The 24,187-nt window shown below is 70.4% G+C and carries 27 protein-coding genes; 20 read left to right on the plus strand and 7 right to left on the minus strand.

What is annotated here, in order from left to right:
• Positions 1-52 precede the first annotated feature (52 nt).
• Complete coding sequence (locus FHT37_RS23160) at positions 53-2,131, plus strand: molybdopterin oxidoreductase family protein (protein WP_183485063.1); 2,079 nt, start codon at positions 53-55, stop codon at positions 2,129-2,131.
• 25 nt (positions 2,132-2,156) lie between these two features.
• Entirely contained in the window at positions 2,157-3,248 is a 1,092-nt protein-coding gene (locus FHT37_RS23165; protein ID WP_183485066.1) for an aminopeptidase, read from the plus strand.
• A 24-nt stretch (positions 3,249-3,272) separates the two neighbouring features.
• Here FHT37_RS23165 and FHT37_RS23170 read toward each other — a convergent pair whose 3' ends face one another.
• Positions 3,273-3,524, minus strand: a complete 252-nt coding sequence (locus FHT37_RS23170) for an acyl-CoA-binding protein (RefSeq protein ID WP_091721188.1) — start codon at positions 3,522-3,524, stop codon at positions 3,273-3,275.
• Positions 3,525-3,837: 313 nt separating this feature from the next.
• Between FHT37_RS23170 and FHT37_RS23175 the strand changes: the two genes are divergently transcribed.
• The gene (locus tag FHT37_RS23175) at positions 3,838-5,280 is read left to right on the plus strand and encodes a wax ester/triacylglycerol synthase family O-acyltransferase (RefSeq protein WP_183485069.1); all 1,443 of its coding nucleotides are present in this window, start codon (positions 3,838-3,840) and stop codon (positions 5,278-5,280) included.
• Positions 5,281-5,350: 70 nt separating this feature from the next.
• On the opposite strand, the gene FHT37_RS23180 is transcribed toward FHT37_RS23175, so the two are convergent.
• Together FHT37_RS23180 and FHT37_RS23185 are read right to left on the minus strand one after the other, a co-directional pair.
• Positions 5,351-5,677 carry a hypothetical protein gene (locus FHT37_RS23180; RefSeq protein WP_183485071.1) on the minus strand — a complete coding sequence of 109 codons (327 nt, stop codon included), beginning with the start codon at positions 5,675-5,677 and terminating at the stop codon, positions 5,351-5,353.
• Positions 5,678-5,848: 171 nt separating this feature from the next.
• Positions 5,849-6,520: a TetR/AcrR family transcriptional regulator gene (locus FHT37_RS23185; protein WP_091721202.1), complete on the minus strand. Its 672-nt coding sequence runs from the start codon at positions 6,518-6,520 to the stop codon at positions 5,849-5,851.
• 90 nt (positions 6,521-6,610) lie between these two features.
• Between FHT37_RS23185 and FHT37_RS23190 the strand changes: the two genes are divergently transcribed.
• The 16 genes from FHT37_RS23190 (at position 6,611) to FHT37_RS23265 (ending at position 18,831) form a co-directional block, all read left to right on the plus strand.
• Positions 6,611-7,567 carry an ABC transporter ATP-binding protein gene (locus FHT37_RS23190; RefSeq protein WP_255489936.1) on the plus strand — a complete coding sequence of 319 codons (957 nt, stop codon included), beginning with the start codon at positions 6,611-6,613 and terminating at the stop codon, positions 7,565-7,567.
• A complete protein-coding gene (locus FHT37_RS23195) occupies positions 7,564-8,346 on the plus strand; it encodes an ABC transporter permease (protein WP_091721209.1) in 783 nt (260 codons plus the stop codon). The genes FHT37_RS23190 and FHT37_RS23195 overlap by 4 nt, the downstream gene beginning before the upstream one ends.
• 98 nt (positions 8,347-8,444) lie before the next feature.
• On the plus strand, positions 8,445-8,708 hold the full coding sequence (locus FHT37_RS23200) for a BolA family protein (protein WP_091721214.1): 264 nt from the start codon (positions 8,445-8,447) through the stop codon (positions 8,706-8,708).
• A 115-nt stretch (positions 8,709-8,823) separates the two neighbouring features.
• Positions 8,824-9,465 carry an ATP phosphoribosyltransferase gene (hisG, locus tag FHT37_RS23205; RefSeq protein ID WP_147240828.1) on the plus strand — a complete coding sequence of 214 codons (642 nt, stop codon included), beginning with the start codon at positions 8,824-8,826 and terminating at the stop codon, positions 9,463-9,465.
• A 58-nt stretch (positions 9,466-9,523) separates the two neighbouring features.
• Positions 9,524-10,843, plus strand: a complete 1,320-nt coding sequence (gene hisD / locus FHT37_RS23210; RefSeq protein WP_183485074.1) for a histidinol dehydrogenase — start codon at positions 9,524-9,526, stop codon at positions 10,841-10,843.
• A 161-nt stretch (positions 10,844-11,004) separates the two neighbouring features.
• Entirely contained in the window at positions 11,005-12,555 is a 1,551-nt protein-coding gene (locus FHT37_RS25735; RefSeq protein ID WP_183485076.1) for a methyl-accepting chemotaxis protein, read from the plus strand.
• 99 nt (positions 12,556-12,654) lie between these two features.
• Positions 12,655-12,873 carry a CopG family transcriptional regulator gene (locus FHT37_RS23220; RefSeq protein WP_088408424.1) on the plus strand — a complete coding sequence of 73 codons (219 nt, stop codon included), beginning with the start codon at positions 12,655-12,657 and terminating at the stop codon, positions 12,871-12,873.
• On the plus strand, positions 12,870-13,379 hold the full coding sequence (locus tag FHT37_RS23225; protein ID WP_310739775.1) for a PIN domain-containing protein: 510 nt from the start codon (positions 12,870-12,872) through the stop codon (positions 13,377-13,379). The genes FHT37_RS23220 and FHT37_RS23225 overlap by 4 nt, the downstream gene beginning before the upstream one ends.
• Positions 13,376-14,476, plus strand: coding sequence for a histidinol-phosphate transaminase (hisC, locus tag FHT37_RS23230; RefSeq protein WP_183485079.1), 1,101 nt, complete (start codon positions 13,376-13,378; stop codon positions 14,474-14,476). The genes FHT37_RS23225 and hisC overlap by 4 nt, the downstream gene beginning before the upstream one ends.
• Before the next feature lie 57 nt (positions 14,477-14,533).
• Positions 14,534-15,130, plus strand: a complete 597-nt coding sequence (gene hisB / locus FHT37_RS23235; RefSeq protein ID WP_183485084.1) for an imidazoleglycerol-phosphate dehydratase HisB — start codon at positions 14,534-14,536, stop codon at positions 15,128-15,130.
• A gap of 5 nt (positions 15,131-15,135) precedes the next feature.
• Positions 15,136-15,783, plus strand: a complete 648-nt coding sequence (gene hisH / locus FHT37_RS23240) for an imidazole glycerol phosphate synthase subunit HisH (protein ID WP_175538296.1) — start codon at positions 15,136-15,138, stop codon at positions 15,781-15,783.
• An 87-nt stretch (positions 15,784-15,870) separates the two neighbouring features.
• Positions 15,871-16,614: a 1-(5-phosphoribosyl)-5-[(5-phosphoribosylamino)methylideneamino]imidazole-4-carboxamide isomerase gene (gene hisA / locus FHT37_RS23245; RefSeq protein ID WP_147241572.1), complete on the plus strand. Its 744-nt coding sequence runs from the start codon at positions 15,871-15,873 to the stop codon at positions 16,612-16,614.
• A gap of 3 nt (positions 16,615-16,617) precedes the next feature.
• Positions 16,618-17,388 carry an imidazole glycerol phosphate synthase subunit HisF gene (gene hisF / locus FHT37_RS23250; protein WP_183485087.1) on the plus strand — a complete coding sequence of 257 codons (771 nt, stop codon included), beginning with the start codon at positions 16,618-16,620 and terminating at the stop codon, positions 17,386-17,388.
• Entirely contained in the window at positions 17,385-18,053 is a 669-nt protein-coding gene (gene rsmD, locus FHT37_RS23255; RefSeq protein ID WP_183485090.1) for a 16S rRNA (guanine(966)-N(2))-methyltransferase RsmD, read from the plus strand. Before hisF ends, rsmD begins: the two co-directional genes overlap by 4 nt.
• 9 nt (positions 18,054-18,062) lie before the next feature.
• Positions 18,063-18,572: a pantetheine-phosphate adenylyltransferase gene (gene coaD / locus FHT37_RS23260; protein ID WP_175538158.1), complete on the plus strand. Its 510-nt coding sequence runs from the start codon at positions 18,063-18,065 to the stop codon at positions 18,570-18,572.
• A 4-nt stretch (positions 18,573-18,576) separates the two neighbouring features.
• On the plus strand, positions 18,577-18,831 hold the full coding sequence (locus FHT37_RS23265) for a YfhL family 4Fe-4S dicluster ferredoxin (protein WP_091721249.1): 255 nt from the start codon (positions 18,577-18,579) through the stop codon (positions 18,829-18,831).
• A gap of 25 nt (positions 18,832-18,856) precedes the next feature.
• Here FHT37_RS23265 and FHT37_RS23270 read toward each other — a convergent pair whose 3' ends face one another.
• From FHT37_RS23270 to FHT37_RS23285, 4 genes are all read right to left on the minus strand, one after another.
• Positions 18,857-19,486 carry a histidine phosphatase family protein gene (locus FHT37_RS23270; protein WP_183485093.1) on the minus strand — a complete coding sequence of 210 codons (630 nt, stop codon included), beginning with the start codon at positions 19,484-19,486 and terminating at the stop codon, positions 18,857-18,859.
• A 2-nt stretch (positions 19,487-19,488) separates the two neighbouring features.
• Positions 19,489-20,283, minus strand: a complete 795-nt coding sequence (locus FHT37_RS23275) for an adenosylcobinamide-GDP ribazoletransferase (protein WP_183485096.1) — start codon at positions 20,281-20,283, stop codon at positions 19,489-19,491.
• 58 nt (positions 20,284-20,341) lie between these two features.
• The gene (locus FHT37_RS23280) at positions 20,342-21,292 is read right to left on the minus strand and encodes a DUF3369 domain-containing protein (protein WP_147241508.1); all 951 of its coding nucleotides are present in this window, start codon (positions 21,290-21,292) and stop codon (positions 20,342-20,344) included.
• A 161-nt stretch (positions 21,293-21,453) separates the two neighbouring features.
• The gene (locus FHT37_RS23285) at positions 21,454-22,476 is read right to left on the minus strand and encodes a sensor domain-containing diguanylate cyclase (RefSeq protein WP_183485099.1); all 1,023 of its coding nucleotides are present in this window, start codon (positions 22,474-22,476) and stop codon (positions 21,454-21,456) included.
• A gap of 246 nt (positions 22,477-22,722) precedes the next feature.
• Between FHT37_RS23285 and FHT37_RS23290 the strand changes: the two genes are divergently transcribed.
• On the plus strand, positions 22,723-24,051 hold the full coding sequence (locus tag FHT37_RS23290) for an MFS transporter (RefSeq protein WP_255489938.1): 1,329 nt from the start codon (positions 22,723-22,725) through the stop codon (positions 24,049-24,051).
• Positions 24,052-24,187: the final 136 nt, after the last annotated feature.

Below are 24,187 nucleotides of genomic sequence, written 5' to 3' on the forward strand. Positions count from 1 at the left end.
GTGGCGCCTGTGCAATAGTTGACGTTCCTCGCCCGCTCTCCAAGAACCGACCGTGAATCTTCCGCCACCGGCCCATCACCACGACGATCCGGCCCTCGCCCGGACGCCCGCACCGCCGTCGCGGGTGGTGAAGGGCGCCTGCCCGCACGACTGCCCCGACACCTGCGCCCTGCGCATCACCGTCGAGGACGGCAAGGTCGTCAAGGTGCAGGGCCAGCCGGACCATCCCAGCACCCACGGCGCGCTGTGCACCAAGGTCTCGCGCTACCCGGAGCGGACCTACCACGCGGAGCGCGTGCTGCACCCGCTCAAGCGCGTCAACGCCAAGCACGAGCCGCCGCGCTTCGAGCGCATCGGCTGGGACCAGGCGATCGCCGAGATCGCCGGCCGCCTGAAGGCGATCGCGGCGCGCGACCCGCAGGCCATCCTCCCCTACAGCTATGCCGGCACCATGGGCCTGCTGCAGGGCGAGGCCATGGCGGATCGCTTCTTCAACCGGCTCGGCGCGTCCTGCCTGGACCGCACGATCTGCGCCTCGGCCGGCGGCGCGGCGCTGACGACCACCTACGGGCACAAGGTCGGCATGCACCTGCCGCACTTCGCCGAATCGAAGCTGATCCTCATCTGGGGCAGCAACTCGATCGCCTCCAACCTGCATTTCTGGACCTTCGCGAACCAGGCCAAGCGCGAGGGCGCGAAGCTGATCTGCATCGACCCGCGCAAGACCGAGACCGCGGACAAGTGCCACCAGCACCTGGCGCTGCTGCCCGGCACCGACGGCGCGCTGGCGCTGGGCCTGATGCACGAGCTGATCGCCCAGGACTGGCTGGACCACGACTACATCGCCCGGCATGTCGACGGCTGGGAGGAACTGCGCGCGAAGGCGCTGGCCTGGCCCCCCGAGCGCACGGCCGCCGAATGCGGCCTGACCGCGGAGGAGGTGCGCGGCCTGGCGCGCGACTACGCGACGCTGGCGCCGGCGGCGATCCGGCTGAACTACGGCATGCAGCGCGTGCGCGGCGGCGGCAACGCGGTGCGCCTGATCGCGCTGCTGCCCTGCCTGACCGGCGCCTGGCGCTATCGCGCGGGCGGGCTGCTGCTGTCGAGCTCGGGCTGGTTCGCGCCCTTCAAGAACCCGGCGCTGGAGCGTCCCGAGCTGCGCGCCGGCCGGCCCTCCCGCACGATCAACATGAGCACCATCGGCGACGACCTGCTGCGCGAGGCCTCGCCCGACTTCGGGCCGCGCATCGAGGCGCTGGTCGTCTACAACAGCAACCCGGTGGCGGTGGCGCCGGAGTCGCCCAAGGTGGTGGCGGGCTTCCAGCGGCCCGACCTGTTCACCGTGGTGCTGGAGCACTTCCTGACCGATACCGCCGACCTGGCCGACTACGTGCTGCCGGCGACCACGCAGCTCGAGCACCTGGACATCCACACCAGCTACGGCCACACCGACGTGCTGGTCAACGAGCCGGCGGTCGCGCCGCTGGGCGAGTCGCGGTCCAACACGCGGATCTTCCGCGAGCTCGCCGCGGCCATGGGCTTCGACGAGCCCGCCTTCCACGACGACGACGAGGCGCTGCTGCGCCAGGCCTTCCGCGACGACATCGACCTGGCCCAGCTGCGCGAGCGCGGCTGGTTCAAGCTGCCGCTCAAGGAGGCGCCGTTCGCCGAGGGCGGCTTCCCGTCGGCCAGCGGCAAGGCCGATGCGCGCGGGGCGGACTACGTGGCCAACTACGAGAGCCGGTCCAGCGCGCCGGCGCTGGCGGCGCGGTACCCGCTGGCGATGATCTCGCCGCCGGCGCGCAACCACCTGAACAGCACCTTCGTGAACGTGAAGAGCCTGCGCGACATCGAAGGCGAGCAGGTGCTCGAGATGAGCGCCGGTGACGCCGCCGCGCGCGGCCTGGCCGATGGACAGCTGGTGCGGGTCTTCAACGACCGCGGCAGCTATGCCTGCCGGCTGGACGTCAGCGCTCGCGCGCGCGAGGGCGTCGTGCACGGACTGGGCATCTGGTGGCGCAAGCTCGGCGCCGACGGCCGCAATGTCAACGAGGTGACGCACCAGCGGCTCACCGACATGGGCCGCGCGCCGTGCTTCTACGACTGCCTGGTCGAGGTCGCCGCGGCCTGAGCGCCGCGCACGGACGGCGACGCCGATGACGACGCGGATCACGACGCCGATCGCGACGCGGATCCCTCGCGGACTGAAGGCGCTGTGCCTCGCGCCGCTGCTGCTGGCGCTGTTCGCGCTGGGCGGTTGCGCGCAGTTGTCCTATTACGGGCAGTCGCTGTCGGGCCATCTGTCGCTGGTGCGCGCGGCCAAGCCGGTCGACGACTGGCTCGCGCAGCCCGACCTGGATCCGGAAGTCCGCCAGCAGCTGGTGCTGTCGCAGGCGCTGCGCGCCTATGCGTCGTCGGAGCTGAAGCTGCCGGACAACGACAGCTACCGCCGCTACGCCGACCTCAAGCGCGGCGCTGCGGTGTGGAACGTCGTCGCGACGCCGGAGCTGAGCCTGCAGCTCAAGACCTGGTGCTACCCGATCATGGGCTGCGCCGGCTACCGCGGCTACTTCGATCCGCAGGCCGCGCGCGCGCTCGCGCAGCAGCTGCGCCAGGACGGCTACGAGCCCTACGTGTATGGCGTGCCGGCCTATTCCTCGCTGGGCTGGAGCAACTGGCTGGGCGGCGATCCGCTGCTCAACACCTTCATCCGGTATCCGGAGGGGCAGCTTGCGCGGATGATCTTCCACGAGCTCGCGCACCAGGTGGCCTACGCGAATGACGACACCACTTTCAACGAGAGCTTCGCGACCGCGGTCGAGCAGATCGGCGTCGCGCGCTGGCTGAAGGACCGCCCGGACGCATTGCGCGAGGACGAGCAGTCGCGCCGCCGGCAGGACGAGGTCCAGGCGCTGCTCAAGGCGACGCGCGAGCAGTTGCGCGAGGTCTTCCGCAGCACCGCCAGCGACGACGAGAAGCGCGCCGGCAAGGCCGCGGCCTTCGCGCGGCTGCGCGCCGACTACGAGGCGATGAAGCGGGACCGCTGGGGCGGTGACACGCGCTTCGATCGCTGGGTCTCGGGCCTGAACACGCCGGCGCTGGCGATCCAGGGCAGCTACACGGACCTGGTGCCGGACTTCCTCCGGTTGTTCGAGCGCCTGGACGGGGACTGGCCGCGCTTCTACGCGGAAGTCCAGCGACTGGCCAAGCTTCCCAAGGACGAGCGCCGGGCGGCGCTGTCCCGCTGAGGCCGAAGCCGCTTGGAGAGCGGCTTACTTCAGGCCTTCGACCAGGTCGATGTAGTCCTGCATCGCCTCGTCGCTGGTCTTGCCTTCCAGCGTCTTCCAGGCGTCCCACTTGGCGCGGTTGACGAAGTCCGTCATGCCGGGGCGATCGCCCTCGACATCCCCGGCGGTGGCCTGCTTGAACAGCGCGTACAGCTTCAGCAGGGTCTGGTTGTCCGGCCGCTCGGGCAGGGTCTTGGAATCGGCGACGGCCGCGTCGAACTGGTCCTTGAGGCTCATGTGTGTCTCCCATGGCGATGAGCAGGGCGTCCCGTTGGCGACAATCGGGACGGACGGCCGCGATGTTACCCAGCCCACCTCCCGGCGCGGACTGGGGCCGCCTCTCTAGATGACGCATCATCGGGAGCGCATCGCCCGCCGCCAGAACCCCTTCCGCCAGGAGACCGCATTGCCCACTTCCGCCGCGTCGCGCCCGTCGCCCTCCCGCCGGAGCGCCAAGTCCACGCCGTCGAAGACGGCCGCACCGCCCGCGCGGTCGGCGTCGTCCGCGAGGGCCGCGAAGCCTGCCGGCCTCCCGCGTGACGCGGAGCCGATGTCCAAGGTCGACACCGCCTGGCTGCGCCTGGACACCGAGGCCAACCGCATGATCATCCACGGGGTGCTGCTGCTGAAGCCGACCATCGCGCTCGAGGACCTGCGTCGCCGCGTCGCCGAGCGGCTGCTGCGCTTCCCGCGCTTCCGGCAGCGCGTCGTCGAAACCGGCGACAGCGCCTGGTGGGTGGAGGACGCCGAGGTCGACATCGCCCGCCACGTGGTGCCCGAGACGCTGCCGCGCCGCCGCGGCCGACCGCTGGAAGGCGCGCTGCAGGACCGCCTGGCCGAGCTGGCCGCCGAGCCGCTCGATCCGTCGCGGCCGCTGTGGCAGCTGCACCTGATCGAGCATTACGACGGCAGCAGCGCGCTGATCGCGCGCGTGCATCACTGCATCGCCGACGGCATCGCGCTGATCGCGGTGCTGCTGTCGATCACCGATGGCGGCGCGGCGCCGCCGGCGCAGGCCGTGGCGGGACCGAAGAAGGCCCCGGCGGGGAAGACGGCGAAGGCGGCGAAAGCGAAGGCCGGCTCGGTCGCGAGCGCCGACGAGGCCGAGCCCGAATGGCTCGCCGACGCGATGGTCAAGCCGATCCATGCCTGGACGGTGCGCGAGATCCAGGAACGCGCCGGCTCGGACCGCTCGGGCGCCGCGGCCGCCTCGCCGGCCGAGCGGCTCGGCCGCCAGGTGCTGGAGGACGCGGCGGCGCTGACCGAGGCGCCCGATGACGCCAAGACCCGCCTCAAGGGCAAGGCCGGCCGCGCCAAGCGGGTGGCCTGGGGTGCGCCGCTGGCGCTGGACGCCGTCAAGGCGGTGGGCAAGTCGATGAACGTGTCGGTGAACGACGTGCTGCTGAGCTGCGTCGCCGGCGCGATCGGGCTCTATCTGCGCGGCCACGGCGACGACACCGAGGGCCAGGAGATCCGCGCGCTGGTGCCGGTCAACCTGCGGCCGCTGGAGACGGCCTGGCAACTGGGCAACCGCTTCGGCATGGTGCCGCTGCCGATGCCGGTGGGCATCACGAATCCGGTCAAGCGGCTCTACGCGGTGCACGCGCAGACGCAGGCGCTCAAGAACAGCCTGCAGCCGGCGCTGTCGCTGGGGCTGATGGCGACCTCCGGCACGGTCGAGAAGGCGGCGCAGCGGGCGATGCTCAAGACCCTGTCGCGCAAGGCGACGGCGCTGATGACCCACGTGCCGGGCCCGGCGCAGACGCTGCGGCTGTGCGACTCGGCGGTCGAGCGCGTCATGTTCTGGGCGCCGCAGGCCGGCGACATGAGCCTGGGCATCAGCATCCTGACCTACGCCGGCCAAGTGCAGTTTGGCCTCATCGCCGACGCCGGCCTGTGCCCCGATCCGCAGGCCATCGTGGCCCACTTCGAGCCCGAGTTCCAGCACCTGCTCACGCTGGCGCTGATGCTCCCGTGGGAGACGAAGGACTGAGCGCCGGCCCGCCGTCCGCGCCATGCAGAACGCCGCCCGGGGGCGGCGTTCGTCGCTGGGGCAGGACGCCTTATTTGGCGGCCTTCTTCGCCGGCTGCGGACGGCCGGCGGCGGTCGGGTAGGCGGACATCACCTTGACCGGGTCGGCGCTGGCCAGGTACTCGGCGTACTGCGTCTGGGCGCAGGCGACGGGCTGGCCGGAGGTGGCCTCGCCGCGGTACTCGCCGCGGTTGTAGACGAAGCGGTACTCGTTGGCGGCGGCCGGCTGCTCGAAGCGCACCGCGTGCTGGCTGGCGCACTCGGCGCGCAGGGCCTTGGCGTCGGCGTTCTCGGCGGTGGCATGCGCCATCGGGGCGGCCAGGGCCAGCAGGGCGGCGGAGATCAGGATGCGCGTCATGGAGTCGGTCCCTAGAGGTCGTTGAATGCGATATCCCTAATTTATAGGGTGTCGTTTTTCGACGCCAACCGCGACCAGGGGGGCCGGCTGCGCACGATGCCAGGGTTTCCTCGGAGGACCGCCGCGGGACCGGATGCTAGTCCGCCAAAGCGCAAGGGCGCCTCCCGGGGGTCAGGCCGTGCCGTCCGCGGGCGCCTGGTACTTGCCCGCCAGCTGGAACAGATGGTCCCGCGAGGTCGGCTCCAGGTAGGGCAGCAGCAGCCCCAGCACGTGGAAGGCGCCGCGCATCAGCGCCTCGCCGGCGCGGTCGGGCTCCAGCGCGTTGCGCGGATCGCGCACGTATTCGTAGCTCAGCCAGTAGCTCAGCAGCACCACCATCGCGTTGGCGGTGGGCACGGCCTCGCGCACCTGCATGGTCAGCGCGCCGCTGGCCTGCAGCCCGCCCAGCAGGCCCACCATCGCCTGCGTCTTCTGCTCCAGCACATGCTGGAAGTGCGTCTCCAGCTTGCGGTTCTTGGACAGCAGGTCGTTGAGGTCGCGGTACAGGAAGCGGTGCTGCCAGATCAGCTCGAACAGCATGTGGAAGAACAGCCAGGCATCCTCCACGTTCCGCACATTGCCCACCGCGCCCAGCAGCTCCGACAGCGACTTGTCGTAGCGGTTGAACAGCGCGTTGATCAACTCGTCCTTGGCCGGGTAGTGGTAGTACAGGTTGCCGGGCGAGATGCCGAGCTCCGCCGAAATCAGCGTGGTCGAGACGTTCGGCTCGCCGAAGCGATTGAAGAGGTCCAGCGTGACTTCGAGGATGCGTTCGGCGGTGCGGCGCGGCTTCTTGGTGGCCATGGGCCCGTGGGCGTGGTGGGGGGAGGTGGGCGCATTCTGTCATGACCCCAGGCGGGCACGGGACGGCCCCGCTCCCTACAATCCGCGCCCATGCCCGCAAGCCCCCAACAACAGCCGGCCGCCATGCCCGCGCCGGCCGGCGGTCCGCCCGCCCTGCGATTCAGCAATGTCAGCAAGACCTACCGGGCCGGCCAGTTCCGCGCGCTGGACGGCGTCAGCTTCGACATCCAGCCCGGTGAGTTCTTCGGCCTGCTCGGCCCCAACGGCGCCGGCAAGACCAGCCTGATCAGCATCCTGGCCGGCCTGTCGCGCGCCAGCGGCGGGCAGGTGTCGGTGCTGGGCCATGACGTCGTCGACGACTACGCCGAGGCCCGCAAGAAGCTGGGCATCGTGCCGCAGGAACTGGTCTTCGACCCGTTCTTCAGCGTGCGCGAGACGCTGCGCATCCAGTCCGGCTACTTCGGCGTGCGCCACAACGACGACTGGATCGACGAGCTGCTGCTCAACCTCGGCCTGGCCGACAAGGCCCACAACAACATGCGCCAGCTCTCCGGCGGCATGAAGCGCCGCGTGCTGGTGGCGCAGGCGCTGGTGCACCGGCCGCCGGTCATCGTGCTGGACGAGCCCACCGCCGGCGTCGACGTCGAGCTGCGCCAGACGCTGTGGCAGTTCATCGCGCGCCTGAACCGCGAGGGCCACACCGTCCTGCTCACGACGCATTACCTCGAGGAGGCGGAGGCGCTGTGCCACCGCATCGCGATGCTCAAGCAGGGCCGGATCGTCGCGCTGAACCGCACCTCCGAGCTGCTCGCCGGCACCGCCTCGACGATGCTGCAGTTCAAGACCGACTCCGCGCTGCCGCTGGCGCTGGCCGAGCGCGCCCGCGTCACCGGCCGCATCGTCCAGCTCACCGCGCACGACGCGGCCGAGGTCGAGCAGATCCTGGCCACGCTGCGCCAGGCCGCCGTGCCCATCGAGGACCTGGAGATCGGCCGCGCCGACCTCGAGGACGTCTTCCTGGAAATCATGCAAGGGGGCCGCGCATGAGCGCCAGCCATTTCCCGATCCGCCTCGAGGGCGCCCGTCCGCTCTTCTACAAGGAGGTGCTGCGCTTCTGGAAGGTCGGCTTCCAGACCGTGGGCGCGCCGGTGCTGACCGCGGTGCTCTACCTGCTGGTCTTCGGCCACGTGCTGGAGGACCACGTCAAGGTCTACGGCACCGTGGGCTACACCAGCTTCCTGATCCCGGGCCTGGTGATGATGAGCGTGCTGCAGAACGCGTTCGCCAACAGCAGCTCCTCGCTGATCCAGAGCAAGATCACCGGCAACCTGGTGTTCCTGCTGGTCACGCCGCTGTCGCACTGGGCCTGGTTCCTGGCCTACGTCGGGGCGTCGGTGATCCGCGGGCTGATGGTCGGCGCGGGCGTGTTCGTCGCCACCGTGTGGTTCGCGCCGCCGGGCATGGCCAAGCCGCTGTGGGTGCTGGCCTTCGCGATCCTGGGCGCGGGGCTGATGGGCTCGCTCGGCCTGATCGCCGGCCTGTGGGCGGAGAAGTTCGACCAGATGGCCGCTTTCCAGAACTTCATCGTGATGCCGATGACCTTCCTGTCGGGCGTGTTCTATTCGGTGCATTCGCTGCCCGCGTTCTGGCAGGGCGTCAGCCACCTGAACCCGTTCTTCTACATGATCGACGGCTTCCGCCACGGCTTCTTCGGCGTCAGCGACGCCTCGCCGTGGGTGAGCCTGGGCGTCGTGGCGATCGCCTTCGCCGCGGTGGCCGCCGTCGCGCTGGAGCTGCTGCGCCGCGGCTACAAGATCCGCCACTGAACCGTCGCGACGACCGCGCCGGCCCGGCCCTCGCAAGCCGGGCCTCTCCAAGCACGAAAGCGCCCGCGCGAGGCGCCCGAGTAGAATCCCGCCCCATCATGGCCGATCCGACCCCCGCAGAAGTCCAGAGCTACATCGCCCAGGGTCTCGCTTGCAGCGAGCTCCAGGTCGAGGGCGATGGACGCCATTTCTTCGCGACGATCGTGTCGGCCGAGTTCGAGGGCCTGAGCCGGATCAAGCGCCACCAGCGCGTGTACCAGGCACTGGGCGATCGCATGCGCGAGCAGATCCACGCGCTGTCGATGAAGACGCTGACCCCCGCCGAGTTCGCGCAGCAAGGCAGCGCGCATCACCATCACTGAAAGCCACCCGGCTGCGAGGCGGGTGGCGGTGTGGCCCGTCCGGTGAACCCGCTGCCGTCCCGCTGAACAGCCCGAAGCGCTTCCGCGTGGAGCGCGCGTTCACCGAGGACACCGCATGATCACCCTGGCACTTTCCAAGGGCCGCATCTTCGAAGAGACCCTGCCGCTGCTGGCGGCCGCGGGCATCTCCGTGCTGGAAGACCCGGACAGCTCCCGCAAGCTGATCCTCCCGACCAACCAGGCCGAGGTGCGCGTGGTGCTCGTGCGCGCGACCGACGTGCCGACCTACGTCGAGTACGGCGGCGCCGACCTGGGCGTGGCCGGCCGCGACGTGCTGATCGAGCACGGCGGCCAAGGCCTCTACCAGCCGCTGGACCTGCGCATCGCGCAGTGCCGCATGAGCGTCGCGGTGCGGGACGACTTCGACTACGAGAACGCCGTGCACCAGGGCTCGCGGCTGCGTGTGGCGACCAAGTACACCTCGATCGCGCGCCAGCACTTCGCCGACAAGGGCGTGCACGTGGACCTCATCAAGCTCTACGGCTCGATGGAGCTGGCGCCGCTGACCGGGCTGGCCGACGCCATCGTCGACCTGGTGTCCACCGGCAGCACGCTCAAGGCCAACCGGCTGGTCGAGGTGGAGCGGATCATGGACATCTCCTCGCGCCTGGTCGTCAACCAGGCGGCGCTCAAGCTCAAGCGCGAGGCGCTCAAGCCGCTGATCGACGCGATCGGGTCGGCCATCCCGAACGCCTGATCGACCGCCTGATCGATCGTCCGACCGACCGCCCCCGACGCCTGCCCGGAGCCCCGCCATGAGCCCAGCCCTTCAACTTCGCACCCTCGTCACCACCGACGCCGACTTCGACGCGCAATTCCAGCGCGTGCTGCACTGGTCCGCCGAGACCGACGCCGCGATCGAGTCGCGCGTCGCCGAGATCCTGGCCGACGTGCGCGCCCGTGGCGATGCCGCGGTGCTGGCGTACACCGCCCGCTTCGACCACCTGGACGCCGCGACGCTCGGCGCGCTGGAGCTGACGCGCGAGGAGCTGCGGGCCGCCTTCGACGGCCTGCCCGCGGAGCAGGCGAAAGCCCTGACCCAGGCCGCCGAGCGGGTGCGCCGCTATCACGAGCGCCAGAAGCAGGCCTGTGGCGAGAGCTGGAGCTATCGCGACGAGGACGGCACGCTGCTGGGCCAGAAGGTCACGCCGCTGGATCGTGTCGGCATCTACGTGCCGGGCGGCAAGGCCGCGTATCCGTCGAGCGTGCTGATGAACGCGATCCCGGCGCAGGTCGCCGGCGTGCCCGAGATCGTGATGGTCGTGCCCACGCCGCGCGGCGAGAAGAATCCGCTGGTGCTGGCGGCGGCCTACGTGGCGGGCGTACACCGCGCCTTCACCATCGGCGGCGCGCAGGCGGTGGCGGCGCTGGCCTACGGCACGGCCACCGTGCCGCGCGTGGACAAGATCACCGGACCGGGCAACGCCTACGTCGCCAGCGCGAAGAAACATGTCTTCGGCCAGGTCGGCATCGACATGATCGCGGGGCCGAGCGAGATCCTCGTGCTCGCCGACGGCACCACGCCGCCGGACTGGGTCGCGATGGATCTGTTCAGCCAGGCCGAGCACGACGAGCTCGCGCAGAGCATCCTGCTGTGCCCGGACGCGGCCTACATCGCCCAGGTGCGCGAGGCCATCGAGCGCCTGCTGCCCGGCATGCCGCGCCGCGACGTGATCCGGGCGTCGCTGGAAGGGCGGGGCGCGCTGATCCACACGCGCTCGATGGAGGAGGCCTGCGAGATCAGCAACCGCATCGCGCCGGAACACCTCGAGGTCTCCAGCGCCGACCCGCATCGCTGGGAGCCGCTGCTGCGCCACGCCGGCGCGATCTTCCTGGGCGCCTACACCAGCGAGTCGCTGGGCGACTACTGCGCCGGCCCCAATCACGTGCTGCCGACCTCGGGCACGGCGCGTTTCTCCTCGCCGCTGGGCGTCTACGACTTCCAGAAGCGCTCCAGCCTGATCGAGGTCAGCGAGGCCGGCGCGCAGGTGTTGGGCCCGATCGCCGCGACGCTGGCCTACGGCGAAGGCCTGCAGGCGCATGCGCAGGCAGCGGAGTTCCGGCTCAAGCGCTGAGGCCGCGTCGGCGGCCGCCCCGCCTGCGCAGATTTCACGCGGCGGCGCCGGGCAAACCCTGGCTCGCGGATAAGCCGCCACTTTTGACGCTGTTTTGAGGTTCGCCCGCCGGGGCGGACGTTCTAGGATTCGCCGACATCTCCACAAGAGGACGGCGAAGCATGAAGGTCTCCGATCTGCGCGTCGGTGTGCGCATCTCCCTGGGGTTTGCAGCGGTGCTGCTGGCCACGGTGCTCGTGGGCATCGTGGCCATCAATCGCATGCAGGCGATTCAGAAGAACGTCGAGGACATGGGCGGGGACTGGATCCCGTCGATCAACGCCATCAACGCGCTGCGCGGGCAGCTCAACGAGCTGCGGCGCGCCGAGATGTCGATGTGCCTGAAGGAAGTGGTCCTCGAGGTCGAGGAGCAGCAGGAGCGCATCAAGACGCTGCGCGAGAAGACGCTGCCCGAGCTGGCCAAGACCTACGAGACGATGGTCAGCACGCCGCAGGAGTCCGAGCAGTGGAAGGATGCCAAGGCGCAGTACGCCGCCTACCTGGGCATCCAGGACCGGCTGATCGCGGCGCGCAAGGCCGGCAACCGCGGCGAGTACCTGGCCACCGTCAGCGGCGAATCCAGCAAGGCCTTCGGTGCCGTCATCGGCGCGACGCAGAAGCTGGTGGACATCAACACCCAGGGGGCCGAGGCCGACGTCGAAGCGTCGCGCGCGGTCTACAAGGCCGTGCTCACGACGATGGGCGTGCTGATCGTCGCCGCGCTGGCGGCCGGCGGCGCGCTGGCCTTCTACCTGACGCGCAGCACCGTCCGGCCGCTGACCGACATGGTGGGCGTCGCCAGCCGCGTCGCCGAGGGCGACCTGACCGTCGACATCGACACCTCGCGTCGCGACGAGCTGGGACAGCTGGCGCAAGCGCTCTCGGCGATGCAGGGCGCGCTCAACCGCTCGCTGTCGACGGTGCGCACCAGCGCGGAGAGCATCGCGATGTCCAGCGGCGAGGTGGCTGCGGGCAGCAGCGACCTGTCGGCGCGGACCGAGCAGATGGCCTCCAGCCTGGAGGAGACCTCGGCCACGATGCAGGCGCTGACCGACACGGTGCGCATGAACGCGGACGCCACGCGCCAGGCCAGCCAGCTCGCGCTCAACGCCAGCCAGGTCGCCGACCGCGGCGGCGTGGTGGTGTCCGAGGTGGTCAGCACGATGGACCAGATCAATGCGTCCTCGCGCAAGATCGCCGACATCATCGGCACCATCGACGGCATCGCCTTCCAGACCAACATCCTGGCGCTGAACGCGGCGGTGGAAGCCGCCCGCGCCGGCGAGCAGGGCCGCGGCTTCGCGGTGGTGGCGGGCGAGGTGCGCTCGCTGGCGCAGCGCAGCGCCGAGGCGGCGCGCGAAATCAAGGGCCTGATCGGTTCCTCGGTCGAGCGCGTCGAGGCCGGCGCCCGCTTGGTCAGCGACGCCGGCGAGACCATGCGCGAGATCGTCGCCGCCGTGCAGCGGGTGACCGACATCATCCAGGAGATCTCCTCGGCCACGCAGGAGCAGAGCACCAGCCTGATCGAAGTCGGCCAGGCCGTGCGGCGCCTGGACGAGGTCACCCAGCAGAACGCGGCGCTGGTCGAGGAATCCTCGGCCGCCTCGGAATCGCTGCGCGAGCAGGCGGGCAGCCTGCAGCACGTGGTCGCGCAATTCCGTCTGCACGGCTGAATCCCGCCCCATCCGGGCGGCGGTCGGGCATCAAGTCCCGAAGGCTGACGAGGACACGAAGTTCGTGGAACACGAACTTCGTGTTACCCTGCGGCCTTCATGAAGAACGTCACCGTCACCATGGAAGACAGCGTCGCCGAGTGGGCGAGGCTGGAGGCGGCGCGGCGCAACACCAGCGTCTCGCGGCTGGTCGGCGAGCTGCTCGCCGAGAAGATGCGTCACGACGACGCCTATGAACGCGCCCTGCAGGACTGGCTGCACCGCGAGCGCACCTGGTCCTCCGACGGCCAGCCCTATCCGGGCCGGGAGCTGCTGTGAGCGCGGGCCTGGAGCTGACCGCCCCGGTGTTCGTGGACACCTCGGTGCTGATCCTGAGCGAGGACGGCGCCGACCCAGGCCGCCGCGCGCAGGCCATGCGCTGGCTGCGCGTGCTGTGGCAGCTGCGTCTGGGCCGCACCTCCAGCCAGGTACTCAACGACTTCTACCGCGCCGTCACCACCCGCATCGCGCCCGCCATGCCCAATGGCGACGCCCGGGCCGAGGTGCGCCGCTACCAGCGCTGGACGCCGTGGTCGACCGACCACGCCACCGTCGAGTCCGCCTGGTCGCTGGAAAGCCGCTTCGCGCTGCCCTATGCCGATGCGCTGATCGTCGCCGCCGCCAAGGCGCAGGGCTGCGAGACGCTGCTCAGCCTGGCGCTGCCGCACGGCCAGCTCTACGACAGCGTCCTGATCGTCGACCCGCTGCGCGCGCTGCCGGCGGGCGCGGCCTTCGATTCCGATCCCCTCTCCGATTCCCCGCCGCCGCTGGCGGTCGCCCCATGAAAGCTGCCCTCGATCGAGCCCTCGGTGTCCTGCGCGACGACCTGCGCGCCATGCACGCCTACGCGGTGCATCCGTCCGCCGGCCTGATCAAGCTGGACGCGATGGAGAACCCCTTCCGGCTGCCCGCCGAGCTGCAGCGGGCGCTGGGCGAGCGCCTGGGCGCGGTCGCGATCAACCGCTATCCCGGCGAGCGCACGCAGGACCTGGCGCGCGCGCTGGCCGCGCACGCCGGCCTGCCGGACGGCAAGGCGCTGATGCTGGGCAATGGCTCGGACGAACTGATCTCGCTGCTGGCGATGGCCGTCAGCAAGCCGGGCCAGCGCGTCGCCGTGCTGGCGCCGCTGCCCGGTTTCGTCATGTACGGACTGTCCTCGGCCTACCAGCACCTGGACTTCGTCGGCGTGCCGCTGACGGCGGACTTCGAGCTCGACGAAGCGGCGATGCTGGCCGCCATCGCCGAGCACCGGCCCGCCATCGCCTACCTGGCCTATCCGAACAACCCCACCGCCAACCTTTGGGACGACGCCGTCATCGAGCGCATCGCCGAGGCGGCGCCGGGGCTGGTCGTGATCGACGAGGCCTACCAGCCCTTCGCCGCGCGAGACGCGATGGCGCTGATGGCGCGCCATCCGCAGGTGCTGATCATGCGCACGATGAGCAAGTTCGGGCTGGCCGGCGTGCGCATCGGCTACCTGATGGGCCATGCCGAGCTGATCCATCACATCGACAAGCTGCGCCCGCCCTACAACGTCAGCGTGCTGAACGCGGAAGCCGGCCTGTTTGCACTTGAGCATGCCGAGGTCTACGAGCGCCAGGCCGCCGCGCTGCGCGACGGGCGCGCCGCGCTGCAGGCCGCGCTGGCCCGGCTGCCGGGCGTGCGGGCCTACCCGAGCGAGGCCAACATGATCCTGGTGCGCGTGCCCGAGGCCGACCGGCTGCATGCCGACATGAAGGCGCGCGGCGTGCTGGTCAAGAATGTCTCGGGCATGCATCCGCTGCTGGCGGGCTGCCTGCGGCTGACGGTCGGCACGGCCGACGAGAACGCGGCGATGCTGGCGGCGCTCGAAGCCTCGCTGGCCGCGCTGGTTTCCGGCTGATGCCAGACTGGCGCCTGCCGGCAGGTCCCCTGTTTTCCTGATCCCTGTGGAATCCCCATGAGCTCCGAACGCATTGCCGAAGTCCGCCGCGACACCAAGGAAACCCAGATCCGCGTGCGCGTCAACCTGGACGGCACCGGCCAGGCCACGCTGAACACCGGCATCGGCTTCTTCGACCACATGCTCGACCAGATCGCCCGCCACGGGCTGATCGACCTGGACATCGAGGCCAAGGGCGACCTGCACATCGACGGCCACCACACCGTCGAGGACGTCGGCATCACGCTGGGCATGGCGGTGGCGCAGGCGATCGGCGACAAGAAGGGCATCACCCGCTACGGCCACAGCTACGTGCCGCTGGACGAGGCGCTGTCGCGCGTGGTGGTGGATTTCTCCGGCCGGCCGGGGCTCGCGATGGAGGTCAAGTTCACCGCCGGATCGGTCGGCGCCTTCGACACGCAGCTGACCTACGAGTTCTTCCAGGGCTTCGTGAATCACGCGCTGGTGTCGCTGCACGTGGACAACCTCAAGGGCCACAACGCGCATCACCAGTGCGAGACGATCTTCAAGGCCTTCGGCCGCGCACTGCGCATGGCGATGACGCCGGACCCGCGCTCGGCCGGCGTGATCCCGTCGACGAAGGGCACGCTGTGAGCGTCATGCCCAGGACGGTCGCCGTCGTCGATTACGGCATGGGCAACCTGCGCTCGGTGTCGCAGGCGGTGATGGCCGCGGCCCAGGACCAGGGCGTGCGCGTGCTCATCACCGCCGAGCCCGACGAGGTCTACGCCGCCGAGCGCATCGTGCTGCCCGGCCAGGGCGCGATGCGCGACTGCATGCGCGAGCTGGAGGGCAGCGGCTTGAAGGAAGCCGTGCTGGACGCCGCCGCGCGCAAGCCGCTGATGGGCGTGTGCGTCGGCATGCAGATGCTGCTGGACCACAGCGAGGAGCAGGACACGCCCGGCCTCGGGCTGATCCCCGGCCGCGTGAAGCGCTTCCGGCTCGAGGGCCGGCTGCAGCCCGACGGCAGCCGCTACAAGGTGCCGCAGATGGGCTGGAACCGCGTGCACCAGACGCGGGCGCATCCGGTCTGGGGCGAGGTGCCGGACGAGAGCTGGTTCTACTTCGTCCACAGCTTCTATGCCGAGACGTCGGACCCGCGCGACAGCGCCGGCCAGAGCGACTACGGCCTGCGCTTTACCTGTGCGGTGGCGCGGGATAACATTTTTGCCACCCAATTCCACCCCGAGAAAAGTGCCGCGTCCGGGCTCGCCCTGTACCGCAATTTCCTGCACTGGACGCCCTGAGGCCTGGCCTCCGGTCCTGCGTCGCACGACACCTTCTCGAGCGTCCCTCCCTCTCTTCCCCTTCCTCCACCCCTAGCTCCCCGGGCCATGCTGCTGATTCCCGCGATCGACCTGAAAGACGGCAAGTGCGTCCGCCTCAAGCAAGGCGACATGAACGACTCCACGACCTTCGGTGAAGACCCGGCGCAGATGGCGCGACGATGGGTCGACGCCGGCGCGCGTCGCCTGCACCTGGTGGACCTGAACGGCGCCTTCGCCGGCAAGCCGGTCAACGAGGCCGCGATCAAGGCCATCCTGCGCGAGGTCGGCGACGACATCCCGGTGCAGCTGGGCGGCGGCATCCGCGACCTGGACACGATCGAGCGCTACCTGGACGACGGTCTCTCGTACGTGATCATCGGCACCGCGGCGGTGAAGAACCCGGGCTTCCTGAAGGATGCGGCCTCGGCCTTCGGCGGCCACATCATCGTGGGCCTGGACGCCAAGGACGGCAAGGTCGCCACCGACGGCTGGAGCAAGCTGACCGGCCACGAGGTCATCGACCTGGCGAAGAAATTCGAGGATTACGGCATCGAAGGCGTGATCTACACCGACATCGGCCGCGACGGCATGCTCACCGGCATCAACATCGACGCGACGGTGAAGCTGGCGCAGGCGCTGTCCATCCCGGTGATCGCCTCGGGCGGGCTGTCCAACATCGCCGACATCGAGGCGCTGTGCGCGGTCGAGTCCGAAGGCGTGGGCGGCGTGATCTGCGGCCGCGCGATCTACACCGGCGACCTCGACTTCGCCGCGGCGCAGCGTCGCGCCGACGAGCTGAACGGGGGCTGAGCGGTGCTGGCCAAGCGGATCATCCCGTGCCTGGACGTGACCGGCGGTCGCGTCGTGAAGGGCGTCAACTTCGTCGAACTGCGCGATGCGGGCGATCCGGTCGAGATCGCCGCCCGCTACAACGAGCAGGGCGCGGACGAGCTGACCTTCCTGGACATCACCGCCACCAGCGACGGCCGCGACCTGATCCTGCCCATCATCGAGCGCGTGGCCTCGCAGGTCTTCATCCCGCTGACGGTGGGCGGCGGCGTGCGCTCGGTCGCCGATGTGCGGCGGCTGCTGAACGCGGGCGCGGACAAGGTCAGCTTCAACTCCGCCGCGGTGGCCGATCCGGAGCTGATCCGCGCCGCGTCCGACAAGTACGGCGCGCAGTGCATCGTCGTGGCGATCGACGCCAAGCGGCGCCAGAACGCCGACGGCAGCGTCGGCTGGGACGTGTACACGCATGGCGGCCGCAAGAACACCGGCCTGGACGCGATCGAGTGGGCCACGAAGATGGCCGAGCTGGGCGCCGGCGAGATCCTGCTGACCAGCATGGACCGCGACGGCACCCGCAGCGGTTTCGACCTGGCGCTGACGCGCGCGGTGTCGGACGCGGTGAGCGTGCCGGTGATCGCCTCGGGCGGCGTCGGCTCGCTGCAGGACCTGGCCGACGGCATCACGCAGGGCGGCGCCGATGCGGTGCTGGCCGCGAGCATCTTCCATTACGGCGATCACACCGTCGGCGAGGCCAAGGCGCTGATGGCGTCGCAGGGCATCCCGGTGCGGCAATGAGCGCCGCCAAGGCGAATGCGCCCGACGGTCTGCGCCGCGCCGGCCGCCCCGGTCCCCGCGTGACGGTGGGCGAAGGCGCGGTGAAGCCGCGTCCGCCCAAGGCCGCCGGTCCGGGCGAGGTGCGCATCGTCGGCGGCGTCTGGAAGCGCTCCAAGCTGCCGGTGCCCTTCAGCCCGGGGCTGCGGCCCACGCCCGACCGGGTGCGTGAGACGCTGTTCAATTGGCTGGGCCAGGACCTGGCCGGCTGGCGCGTGCTGGATGCCTTCGCCGGCAGCGGGGCGCTGGGCTTCGAGGCCGCCTCGCGCGGCGCGGCGCAGGTCACGCTGCTGGAGCGCGATGCGACGCTGGCCAGCGCGCTGCGCGCCAACCTGAAGCGGCTGGACAAGGACGGCACCGTGCCGATGGCGATCGAGAACGCCGATGCGCTGGCCTGGATGCGGCGCGCGGCGCCGGAGTCGCTGGACCTGGTGTTCCTGGATCCGCCGTTCGCGCAGGACCTGTTCCTCCCCGCGCTGGCCGCCGCGGTGCCGCTGCTGGCGCAGGGCGGGCTGATCTATCTGGAATCGCCGCATCCGGTGGAAGCGCCCGCGGCGCTGGGCTTGTCCGTGTGGAAGGAAGGGCGGGCCGGAGCGGTGCATTACCGTCTGTTGCGACGCGGCGGATAATCCGCGCCCATGACTTCGCAGACCCTGCTGACCGCCGTCTACCCCGGCACCTTCGACCCGATGACCCTCGGCCACGAGGATCTGGTGCGTCGCGCGAGCCGCCTGTTCGAGCGCCTGGTGCTGGCCGTCGCGGCCGGGCACCACAAGAAGACGATGTTCAGCGTCGAGGAACGGCTGGACATGGCCCGCGCGCTGGTGGCGCCGTATCCGAACGTCGAGGTGGTGGCCTTCAAGGGGCTGCTGCGCGACTTCGTGATGGAGAACGGCGGCAAGGTCGTCGTGCGGGGGCTGCGGGCGGTGTCGGACTTCGAATACGAATTCCAGATGGCCGGCATGAACCGGCAGCTGATGCCCGAGGTGGAGACGGTGTTCCTGACGCCGTCGGACCATTACCAGTTCATCTCCTCGACCTTCGTCCGGGAGATCGCCACGCTGGGCGGCGAGGTCTCCAAGTTCGTCTCGCCGCTGGTGCGGGAACGGCTGGAAGACCGCATCGCCAAGAACCGCATGGAGCAGTAAAGCCATGGCGTTGATGATCACCGACGAATGCATCAATTGCGATGTGTGCGAGCCCGAGTGCCCGAACCACGCGATCTCGATGGGCGAGGAGTACTACCAGATCGATCCGGGCAAGTGCACCGAATGCGTCGGCCACTTCGACGAGCCGCAGTGCGCGACGCTGTGCCCCGTCGCCTGCATCCCGGTCGATCCGGCGCACGTCGAATCGCGCGAGACCCTGATGCAGAAGTACATCCGCCTGACCCAGCAGGCCGCCTGAGGCCCGCGTCGACCGGCCGCGGCGCTCAGAGCGCCCAGCGCTCGCCGTAGGCCGGCGGTCGTGGCCATTGATCGGCGCGCGGCAGTGCTCCGGGATGCGCCATGGACCAGCGCCGCGCCAGCATCCAGCCGCCATGGCTGACGACCAGCGCGCCGCCCGACCAGCCCGACGCGCGAGCCAGCAGCGCGACCAGCGTCTCGCCGCCTGCCGGCGCGTAGCGCGCGAAGTCCGCGACCCAGGCGTCGATCTCCGCCTTCGGGATCCCGGCCCACGGCCGGCCATCCCATTCACCGAAGTCGAGTTCCGCGAGCGTCGCATCCACCCGATGCCGCCAGCCCCAGCGCTTCAGCCATCGACCGACGTCGGCACAGCGCCGCAGCGGCGAGGTCCACACCTCATGCGGCAACCGGTGTCGCCGCGCATGGGCCTGGATGCGCCGCGCGAGGCGCTTGGCCCGGCGCCGCGCCACGGGCAGGTCGCAGCGCGCGCCGACGCACAGGCCGCTCGCGCCTTCCGGACGGGGATGCCGCCAGACAACGACGGCCCCGTCGGCGCGGGCCTGGGCATGGGAATAGGCATCGGAATCGGCATGGGCTTGCGCCTGCGCACGCGCCTGGACGCCAGAGCGGGCGTTGGCGTCGACACCGTCGCCCATCGTCAGTCCACCGGGAACAGCGGCGCCAGCGCCAGGAAGGCCAGCAGCGCGCCCAGCTCCACGACCTGCTGCGTCGCGCCCAGCGTGTCGCCGGTGTAGCCGTGCAGGCGGCGCTCGAGCATCGACTGCATGTAGAAGGTCAGCCCCGCAACGACCACCACCGCGCCCAGCATCAGCGGCACGTTCTCCGGCGTCAGCCAGGCGCCGACGGCCGTCGCCAGCACCACCAGGCCCAGCGCGATGCCCAGGCCCGGGCCGCTGATCTGCGTCGCCAGCGGCTTGGCCTTGGCGTGGTCGGCATCGCCGGCGTAGGGCAGCGCATGCAGCAGCCAGACCGGCGCGGCGCGCGACGCCACATGCGCCCACACGATCGCCAGCGCCGCCAGCGCCGGATCGGTGTCCGCCAGGCCCAGCAGCACCGCCGCCTTCAGGCCCAGCACCAGGATCAGCCCCAGCGCGCCATAGCTGCCGATGCGCGAGTCCTTCATGATGGCCAGCGCCTTCTCCCGCGATACCGCGCCGCCGAGCGCATCGCAGCTGTCGGCGAGCCCGTCCTCATGGAAACCGCCGGTCAGCCAGACGCTGGCGGCCATCGCCAGCCCCACCGACACCGTGGCCGGGAACAGCTGCATCGCGCCCCACAGCACCAGCGCCGAGCAGCCGCCCACCACCGCGCCGACCAGCGGGAAGTAGCGCGCGCACTGCTGCAGCCAGGCCGGCTCGAAGCCGACCCAGCGCGGCACCGGCACGCGGGTGAAGAACTGCAGGGCGATGAAGAAGAGGCGAAGCTGATGCATGGACACGGAACCGCGGACCCCCGGAATGCCGGGAAAGCGGCCGCGATGATAGGCCGCTTCAGCGCGCCCGATCCCGTGCCAGCAGCCCCTCGTAGGCGATCGCGACGTTGGCGCAGAAGATGTCCAGCATCTCGCGCCCTTCGTCGTCGATGGGATCCGACAGCACCATGTACAGCAGGCTCTCGTTGCCCGAGTGCGTCTGGTAGTAGCCGATGAAGCGCCCGTCCTCGAAGCGGCTCTCGCGCGTGACCAGCGCCTGGTCCAGCGCGTCGCGCACGTCGGGCGGCAGATCGGTGAGGCGGTTGCCGGCCAGCAGCCCCTGGTACTCCGAGGTGGCGGCCAGCACCTGCAGCCGGCCCTCGGCATGCGAGGCCGCGTACATGCGGCTCGCGCACAGGCCCTGCGCCTGGTAACCCAGCATGTGGCCGACCTGCTCCAGCAGCGCCGATGCGAAGTGGCGCAGGTTGCTCGAGTCGTGGATCTGCGTGATCGCATCGATCGAGCGCCGCAGCGCCGCGCGCGACTGCGACAGGATCACGATGTCCCGGTAGGAACGCAGCGCCGAGTAGAAGACGGTGATCAGCTTGCGCTTGGTCAGCTCCGTCTTCTCCTTGTAGTCGTTGATGTCGTAGGTCTTGATGACATGCTCTTCGGGCGCCTGGCCCGGCTGTCCGGTGCGCAGCACGATGCGCACCTGCGTGTTGCGCAGCTCCTCGCGGATGAAGCGCGCGACGTCCAGCCCGGCGTGCTCCGACTCCATCACCACGTCCAGCAGGATCAGCGCGATGTCGTGGCGGTCGCGCAGCACGTCGCGCGCCTCGCTGCCGCTGTAGGCATTCAGGAACTGGAGCCGGCGCCCGGCGAACTCGAAGTCCGCCATCACCAGCTGCGTGACCTGGTGCACGGCGGGATCGTCGTCGACGATCATCACCACCCACGGATCGAGCACGCGGCTCCGGCTCTCCTCCCCGGGTTCCGGCAGCTCGTCGGCGAACACCATGTCGGTCATCGGTCCCTCCCTGCGGGCTCTTGATGTGCCGGCATTATCAGCAGCGGCCGCGACAAGGGAATGCGGACATGCACGCGGGCGCGGCGCGCCGCGTGACCGCCCGCACGGTTTCGGCGCTCGACAGGGCGCCCGGCCGCCAGCGCGCGGTCAGCAGAGCACGGTCAGCACGGCGGGTCCAGCGGCACGGGGCCGGTGCGGTCGCGGCCCTGGCGGGTGCGCTTGGCCTCGTACATCCGCATGTCGGCGCACTCCATCAGCGCCGTCGCGTCGCGCCAGTCTTCCGGGCAGCGCGAGGCGCCCATGCTGGCGCGCAGCCGCAGCACGCGGTCCAGGTAGGCGAAGGGCCCCTCGACGGCCGTCTGGATGCGGTCCAGCGTGGTCGCCAGCGTCGAGGCCGAGCCCGCGTGGGTCAGCAGCACGGCGAACTCGTCGCCGCCCAGTCGCGCGACCGTGTCCGACTCCCGCGTGGCCATGGCCAGGCGGCGGCTGAACTCGATCAGCGCGGCGTCGCCGGCGGCATGGCCGAGGCTGTCGTTGATGAGCTTCAGACCGTCCATGTCCAGCAGCAGCACGGCGATCGGCGGATCGCCGCGCTCGACCTCCGCGGTCGCGTGCCGCAGCCGGTCCATGAACAGGGAGCGGTTGGCCAGGCCGGTCATGTCGTCGTGGGTGGCGCGGTGGAAGAGGTCGTCGCGGCCGTAGCGCGTGGCCCAGTACATCGCGGCGCCCAGCACCTTGGACATCAGCGAGAGCACCTCCACCTCGCGGTTGCCGAAGTTGCGGGTGCGGGCGGAGAAGGCCTTGAGTACGCCCACCGGCGTGCCCTGGTGCGACAGCGGCAGCACGACCATCGAGCGCAGGCCGACGCGCCGGCAGGCCTCGAGGTCGACCCGGCTGTCGGATTCGACGTCCTCGCAGATCAGCGGGATGCCCTGGCGAAGGCAGGTGCCGGAGAGGCTGCCATCGCGGCGCACCCGCACGCCCAGCTGGTGGGAGGCGGCGCCGGCGACGGCGCGGTAGACCAGGTCCTCGCCCTCGGCCAGTTCGATCGCGGCGCCGTCGGCGTCGACGAGCTCCAGCGTGCCGTGGACGGACAGCGACATCACGCCGGCCAGGTCCAGTCCCAACTGGGCGACCTGGCTGTGGATCTCGATGATGCGGAGAAGCGCTTCCCGGCTCGGCATCGAACGCCCCGAAGAGAACCGCTCCCTGGCCCTGCCGGCGGCCGCGCGCGCACTGTCGTGCGTCGATGCGCGGCACCACCTTGCCGGCGTGGCGCCAGTCTAGACCTCGCGCCGCCGCGATTCATCCCCTGTTTCCGGTGAACAAGGGATTGACGCCCGCCGGCCCGGTCAATCTCCGGATGCCGGCCATGTCTTTACGCCATGTCTTTACGCAGTGGAGACAGGCGGTGCGCAGAATCGCGACCCATGCCCGACCACAAATCCGCTCCCGCCGGCACACCCACCGCGACACCCGCCGCGACATCCACGGCGCCATCCGCGGCCCCACCCGCCGCGATGCAGCCCTTCACGCCCTACCAACGCCTGGCCGCCGGCCTGATGGCGCTGCTGCAATTCGCCGTCGTGCTGGACTTCATGATCATGTCCCCGCTGGGCGTGATGATCATGCCGGCACTGCGGATGAGCGCCGGCGAGTTCGGCACGGCCGTCTCGGCCTACGCCTTCAGCGCCGGCATCGCCGGCCTGCTGACCGCCGGCTTCGCCGACCGCTTCGACCGCAAGCGGCTGCTGCTGTTCTTCTTCGGCGGCTTCCTGCTGGGCACGCTGTGGTGCGGGCTGGCCACCAGCTTCGTGTCGCTGCTGGCGGCGCGCATCGTCACCGGCCTGTTCGGCGGCGTCATCGGCTCCATCGTCATGGCCATCACCGCCGACCTGTTCCCGCCCGCGCAGCGCGGCCGCGTGATGGGCCTGCTGCAGGGCGGCTTCGCGGCCAGCCAGGTGCTGGGGCTGCCGTTCTCGATCTTCCTGGCCTCGCGCTTCGACTGGCATGCGCCGTTCATCGCGATCGTGCTGTTCGGGCTGCTCGCCGCGCTGGTGATCGCGACCCGGCTGCAGCCGGTCAATGCGCACCTCGGCGCAGCCGGCACCGGCCGGCACAGCGCCGGGCGGCACCTGCTGCAGACGGTGCGGGTGTCGCGCCAGCAGCTGGCCTTCGCGCTGACCGCGCTGCTGACGACGGGCGGCTTCATGCTGATGCCCTTCGCCAGCGCCTTCGTGGTGCACAACGTCGGCATCCCGCTGGACCACCTGCCGGTGATCTACCTGGTGACCGGCCTGTGCACGCTGGTGTTCTCGCCGCTGATCGGCCGCATGGCCGACCGCGTCGGCACGATGCCGGTGTTCTACGCCGGCTGCGCGATCACCATCGCCACCGTCGCGGTCTACACCCACCTGGGCCCGTCGCCGCTGTGGCTGCTGATCCTGGTGAACGCGGTGATGTTCGTGGGCATCTTCTCGCGCATGATCCCGGCCCAGGCGACCCTCGCCGGCGTGCCCGCGCCGGAGCAGCGCGGCTCGTTCAACGCGATCAATTCGGCGCTGCAGCAGCTCGCCGGCGGGGTGGCCTCGCTGGTGGCGGGCCACATCGTCCACATCGGGCCGGACGGCCACGTCCAGGACTTCGGCCAGGTGGGCTACGTCGTGATCGGATCGACGCTGGTGGCCGCGCTGCTGATGCGCCAGCTGGTGCGCGGCCAGCCGGCAGGCGGCGCGCCCTTGACGGCGCCTTCACGGTGAGTCCGGTTATCGACCCGTGATTGATTTCACGGAAGGGTTCGGCTTGCGCCTGGGCGGTAGGGAACCGGTGGTCGAGCGGCGGTGGCTGGTGACGCTTCGGTGAGGACGTATCCCTAGAATTCAGGGTTTTCACCGA

The organism is Mitsuaria sp. BK037 (assembly GCF_014193045.1).
Lineage (GTDB): Bacteria > Pseudomonadota > Gammaproteobacteria > Burkholderiales > Burkholderiaceae_C > Roseateles.